Source organism: Colwellia sp. (genome assembly GCF_013215345.1).
Taxonomy (GTDB): domain Bacteria; phylum Pseudomonadota; class Gammaproteobacteria; order Enterobacterales; family Alteromonadaceae; genus Colwellia.
Genome location: NZ_JABSOV010000187.1, coordinates 1 through 4,884, shown reverse-complemented (window position 1 = coordinate 4,884; position 4,884 = coordinate 1). Strand labels below are relative to the sequence as shown.

Below are 4,884 nucleotides of genomic sequence, written 5' to 3'. Positions count from 1 at the left end.
ATAAACTGTCTAAGCCAAGGTAATGAGTCAGCCAGTACACCAATAACATGCGGTGCACAACGGATTGAGTACCTGTCTTGTAACCTGTGTGAATTGCGCGGATGCTCATGATGATTTAAGTCATGTTGTATCCATGAGGCTACATCTGCTTGACCTGGATGAGGTTTAACCGAGAACAATATGTCATCAAAGTGATTACTGTTGCCTTTTAACGCTAAACTACTTAATGCGGTAATTCTAGCGCTCAATTTAGTTAAATAAGCTGCTCTATCAAAGGCTTGACATGCTAAAGCAGTCATTACTGCTGTACCATTCATTATCGCTAAGCCTTCTTTAGGGCGTAGAATAATCGGATTAAGCTTTTCGTTAGCTAAGGCAACCTTAGCAGCAACTTTTTTGCCTTGATAATAAACATCACGCTCACCACAAAGTGCCCCAGCCACATAAGAAAGTGGTGTTAAATCACCACTGGCACCAACAGAGCCTTCTTCAGGAATAACCGGGATAATATTGTTATTTATGAAAGCGGTAAATTGTTTTAATAATGCCCAACTAACCCCTGAATAACCACGACTCAATGACGCCAGTCTGGTGGCTAAAATTGCTCGGCCCTGCTCTGGGCTAAAATAATCCCCTAAACCGCAGCCATGAAATCGTGTTAAATGTAGCGGTAATTCGTTTGCTAATTCTGGCGGGATTTCTACTGTGCATGATTCACCATAACCTGTGGTCACACCATAAATCACGCCGTCTTCTTTTAATAACGCATCTAAAAAAGCAACACCGGCATCTATCTTTTGGGTAAAGTCACTGTCATTTGAGAGTGTCACTTGTTTTTCATTTTTAGCAATGGCGACTATATCTTCAATGCTTAATGCTGCAGCACCAAAAACAATGGTGGCATTTTTGTCTAACATATCTTCATCCTACTTGTGTCTTCGATTAGCCATCTTGGCTACTTTTATCTCTACTAATTTTGTCTTGTTGCCAAAAATCAAAAAAGTTAAACCATTGCAACGGGTAACGTGCACAATATTTTTCTAATGTTTCAGCGTATTTTTTTACCAATTTATTTAACTCAAGCTGACGCGTTTTTCTAGTCCAATGAATACCTGGAGATAGTTGTTCAAAAATCAAATCATATGAATGCTTTTCTGATGCCTGCGCTCTTAAGCAAAACATCATTAATACAGGACATTGCAAAATACCGGCAAGAATAAAAGGCCCTTGGGAGAAAGGGGCTTGTTCACCTAAAAATTCATTATAAATAACGCGGCCAGCCACCGTGGTAGAGGTTCTATCCCCGGCAATAACGACATATTCACCTTGGCTGATTTTTTCTTGTAGCATAATAGCAAGATCTGGCCCCATTTCAGTGACTTCAATTAGGTTTACTTTCACGTCACTATGTAAACTATTAATCAGATCATTAAACTGCTGGGCATGTTCGGTGAACACTAACACATTAAAACAAGCGCCAGTATTGTCGTTGGCTAGCGCGCGACATATCTCTAAATTACCTAAGTGTGAGCCGATTATTAACGCGCCTTTATTTGCTGTCAGCAAGGGTTCAAAAACATCATAGTTAATATGGTTTATCGACGTCATACTGATTTTCCCTAACCAGACATCAATTTTATCTAAGGCGGCAAAGCCCATGGCTAAAAAGTGTTTAAAGCTCAGCCATAGACCCGGCTTGTTCGCTAAATAACCCGCTTGGTGCATTTTAGCTAAATATTTTTGTGACGCAGTTCGGCTTGGTTTACCTGTTATAAAAAAATAAAGAATCACCGGGTATAAAATAAGCTGCGCTAGGTAACGACCACCGTACTTGTAGAAGGTAAATAGTATTTTTAAACCGAGTATTGAGCCGCGTTCACCCATTGATGACCAATGATTAGTTGTCGTCATGCGTAGCACCCTGCTTTATCGTTTTATCTGGCTGACTTTTGCCTGTTTTTGCTTTTTCTTTTGATTTAGCTTTTGATTTAACGAATCTACTCATCACTAAATAGGGAAAGCGCATTAACATACCGATAACTAAGCGAGTATGCAGCCAACTGATCAGCACATTATCATGCAAAGCTCTAAAATGTGATTGGCCATCTTCGGGGTAATCCACTTTGGTGGCTATAAACTTAATATCGACATTGCGCCAAAAGAGTCGCACCATAATTTCAATATCAAAGTCCATGCGTTTACCTAGACTGACCTGATTTATTAACTGGCAACTAGTGGCCAATGGATAAACACGAAAGCCACACATGGTATCTTTTACTTGCAGCGACAAGGTTTCAATATGCACCCAAAAGTGCGTGATAGAGCGGCCCCATAAACGGCCTTTAGGAATACTGTCATCGTATACCGGTTTACCACTAATTAACGCCAGTGGATATTTGGCCGACAATGCAAGTAAGGCGTCAATATCATTAAGGTCGTGTTGCCCGTCAGCATCTACTTGTAAAGCATGGCTAAAACCGAGTCTTTTTGCAGCCATCAATCCAGTGATAACCGCGCCGCCCTTGCCTTGGTTTACTTGATGGTTTATTAAGTGAATATTATCATCGCCATCGCTAATTTCTGCTAACACAGTACTGTGCTCTGCCGTGCTGGCATCATCAACAATTATTACCGCGATTTTTTTTGCCAATAATGCGGCCGTGATTGGCGCCAACTTAGCACTATGATTATAACTAGGTATTATTGCGCAAACAGTGCTGCTATCAATACTGTAGGTATTGTTGGTACTGTCGGTTCTATCGGTACAAACACTCATTAGCCTAAGACCACGCGCGCTGAAGCAAACTTATCGTCATCTTTGAAATAACAAAAGCTAAATTTTTCCGGCGACTTTTTCTCAAGTACTAGTTGCACTTTCATATCAGGCAAGAGCAACTTTTGAAATTTCAAGACACTGATATCGAGCACATCACCTGGCATTGCTAAATATTCGCAGGCAAAAGTAATAGCCCAATCTAATTGCACTACACCCGGTACTACCGCGACATCATCAAAGTGACCTTGAAAACAGCGTAACTCTGCGTCTATCGTTATTGTTAATAACACTGAATCTGGCTGTTGTTCAACGCTGTTAATAGTCGGTAGTAGTTTTTGGGCATTGTTTTTCATTAATATTTGCTCATTCATCTTTATTCATTAAGGCAGATGCTCATTAAGTCTTACTCATGAACCTTATTACTGGAGTTAAAAAGGTTTACTAATTCGATTTGTACTAGCTTGCCTTGGCTATTAAAAGGCAGCTGCGCAACAAAACGCCACTTCCTTGGTAATAAGGACGGTTCAAATACTGACAGTAAGGCTTTTTTATATGTACTGATTAGCTGTTTTCTTTGAATTAAATCACTAGGTAGCAAGCAATTATTTTTCAATTCTATCACGGCAACTAATGCGGTTTTACTGTCTAAGCTATCTAAGACAAAGCAGTGACAAGCATTAACATTTTCCAGGCTGGTTAATTGCTTTTCCATCTCATCAAGGGACAGCCTTTTTTCATGTAACTTGATAATACGGTCAACTCGACCCAACAAGTTAAAAAACCGGCTGTTAAGCTCAACTCTATCATCGGTTTTATAACGCTCACCTTCAGCCAAAAAATTTGATGTTAATACTAAGGTGTCATCTTTGGCTAAGCTCACTTGGTGCTGTGGAAATAACTGCCATTGAGCATTCTCGTTTTGTTGTCGCCAAGCAATACCGCCGGTTTCCGTACTACCATAAACTTCAGTAATAGCTTGCTGATATTTGCTAAAAATTTCATCAGCAACATTTGCACTTAAAGCGCCACCTGAGCAGAAAACTCGCTGAATATTTGTCATTGCTTGCGCTGAGAACTGCTGATATGTACGGGCTAAATAACTTGGACTTGAAATCAACAATAGTTTAGTGAAATTTTGGCTGTATTGTTCAATTTGCTCTGGGTATTCAATGGTCTCACAAATGATTTGTTTACCGGTAAATACTGGCCAAATTAATTTAAACAACAAACCATAAATATGTTTATGGGTAACCGTCGACAAAATACAGCTGCTTTGCTCAGAAGTAAGCTGTTGAGGAGAAAGCGCCTGAGGAAACAGCTGCTGTAAACATTCAACTTCATTTGCTAGCTGGTACCAATACTTCTTAATGGCTTTGGCATCACCGGTCGAACCTGAAGTAAACAAAGTGATAGTGGTGTTGGCATTAATGTTAAGTGCTACTGGCGTTGAATCTTGGACCAAGCAGTCTTTATTAGGACTAAAATGTGCTAAAGGTTGCGACTGGTTACTATTACCACTAGCACTGTCAGCAATTATCCTGTCACCAATGCAGATGTCGGCAAACTTAGCTGCCTGCTGTAACCGTTCAGCCTGTTCACTTTGTGCGAGCACAATATTTTTATCGGCTAATAAAAGGGCAAAAAAGTTTACACTGAATTGATAAAAATCATCCTGATATAACAGCCAACTTTCCTCGCTATAACTATTTATCTGTTGTGCTAGGGCTATGCATTCTTTTGCCCACTGCTTGCCTGAAATACTCTGTTCGCGCTGAATGAAGTTATTTTTCTTGTCTACAGGGAAAGTATAAAGATCAATGGTCATTCAGTTTTTGCACCCTTAATCTTACTAGATACTCACCATAAAAGAGTATTGCCATCAATATATAAGCAATGAAGCCATTGTAAATAGTCCACGTTTGTAAACTAGTAAATAAGGCGGTATAGCAAGCTACTAAGCCATTGAGGATGAAAAACCCTAACCATACTTTAGTTACCGTACGCGTATAAATTACCGCATGATCTGGCAAATCAGCTTGAGTTAGCCGTGCAAGACGCTCAATGATGGGTGGAGGATTGACTAACGAATAGGAAAAAATCAAAGCCAA

5 protein-coding genes and 1 pseudogene are annotated in these 4,884 nt (G+C 39.8%); all 6 read right to left on the bottom strand.

Features of this window, described 5'->3' with window-relative positions:
* Window positions 1–917, bottom strand: a 917-nt coding sequence (gene hutH, locus HRT50_RS17670; RefSeq protein WP_291616948.1) for a histidine ammonia-lyase, incomplete at its 3' end; no start/stop codon positions are given.
* A 25-nt stretch (window positions 918–942) separates the two neighbouring features.
* A complete protein-coding gene (locus HRT50_RS17665) occupies window positions 943–1,911 on the bottom strand; it encodes an acyltransferase (protein WP_291616947.1) in 969 nt (322 codons plus the stop codon).
* Window positions 1,898–2,776, bottom strand: a complete 879-nt coding sequence (locus HRT50_RS17660) for a glycosyltransferase family 2 protein (protein WP_291616946.1) — start codon at window positions 2,774–2,776, stop codon at window positions 1,898–1,900. Before HRT50_RS17660 ends, HRT50_RS17665 begins: the two co-directional genes overlap by 14 nt.
* On the bottom strand, window positions 2,776–3,147 hold the full coding sequence (locus HRT50_RS17655) for a thioester dehydrase (RefSeq protein WP_291616945.1): 372 nt from the start codon (window positions 3,145–3,147) through the stop codon (window positions 2,776–2,778). The genes HRT50_RS17660 and HRT50_RS17655 overlap by 1 nt, the downstream gene beginning before the upstream one ends.
* Window positions 3,148–3,179: 32 nt before the next feature.
* Entirely contained in the window at window positions 3,180–4,601 is a 1,422-nt protein-coding gene (locus HRT50_RS17650; RefSeq protein ID WP_291616943.1) for a class I adenylate-forming enzyme family protein, read from the bottom strand.
* Window positions 4,591–4,884, bottom strand: a pseudogene (locus HRT50_RS17645) (hypothetical protein); the annotation flags it as partial. The gene HRT50_RS17650 and the pseudogene HRT50_RS17645, both read right to left, overlap by 11 nt.

Excerpts from the sequence above, each read along its gene's own strand:
- HRT50_RS17660 (WP_291616946.1), bottom strand. The coding sequence starts at position 2,776 with ATGAGTGTTTGTACCGATAGAACCGACAGTACCAACAATACCTACAGT.
- HRT50_RS17655 (WP_291616945.1), bottom strand. The coding sequence starts at position 3,147 with ATGAATGAGCAAATATTAATGAAAAACAATGCCCAAAAACTACTACCG.
- HRT50_RS17650 (WP_291616943.1), bottom strand. The coding sequence starts at position 4,601 with ATGACCATTGATCTTTATACTTTCCCTGTAGACAAGAAAAATAACTTC.
- HRT50_RS17665 (WP_291616947.1), bottom strand. The coding sequence starts at position 1,911 with ATGACGACAACTAATCATTGGTCATCAATGGGTGAACGCGGCTCAATA.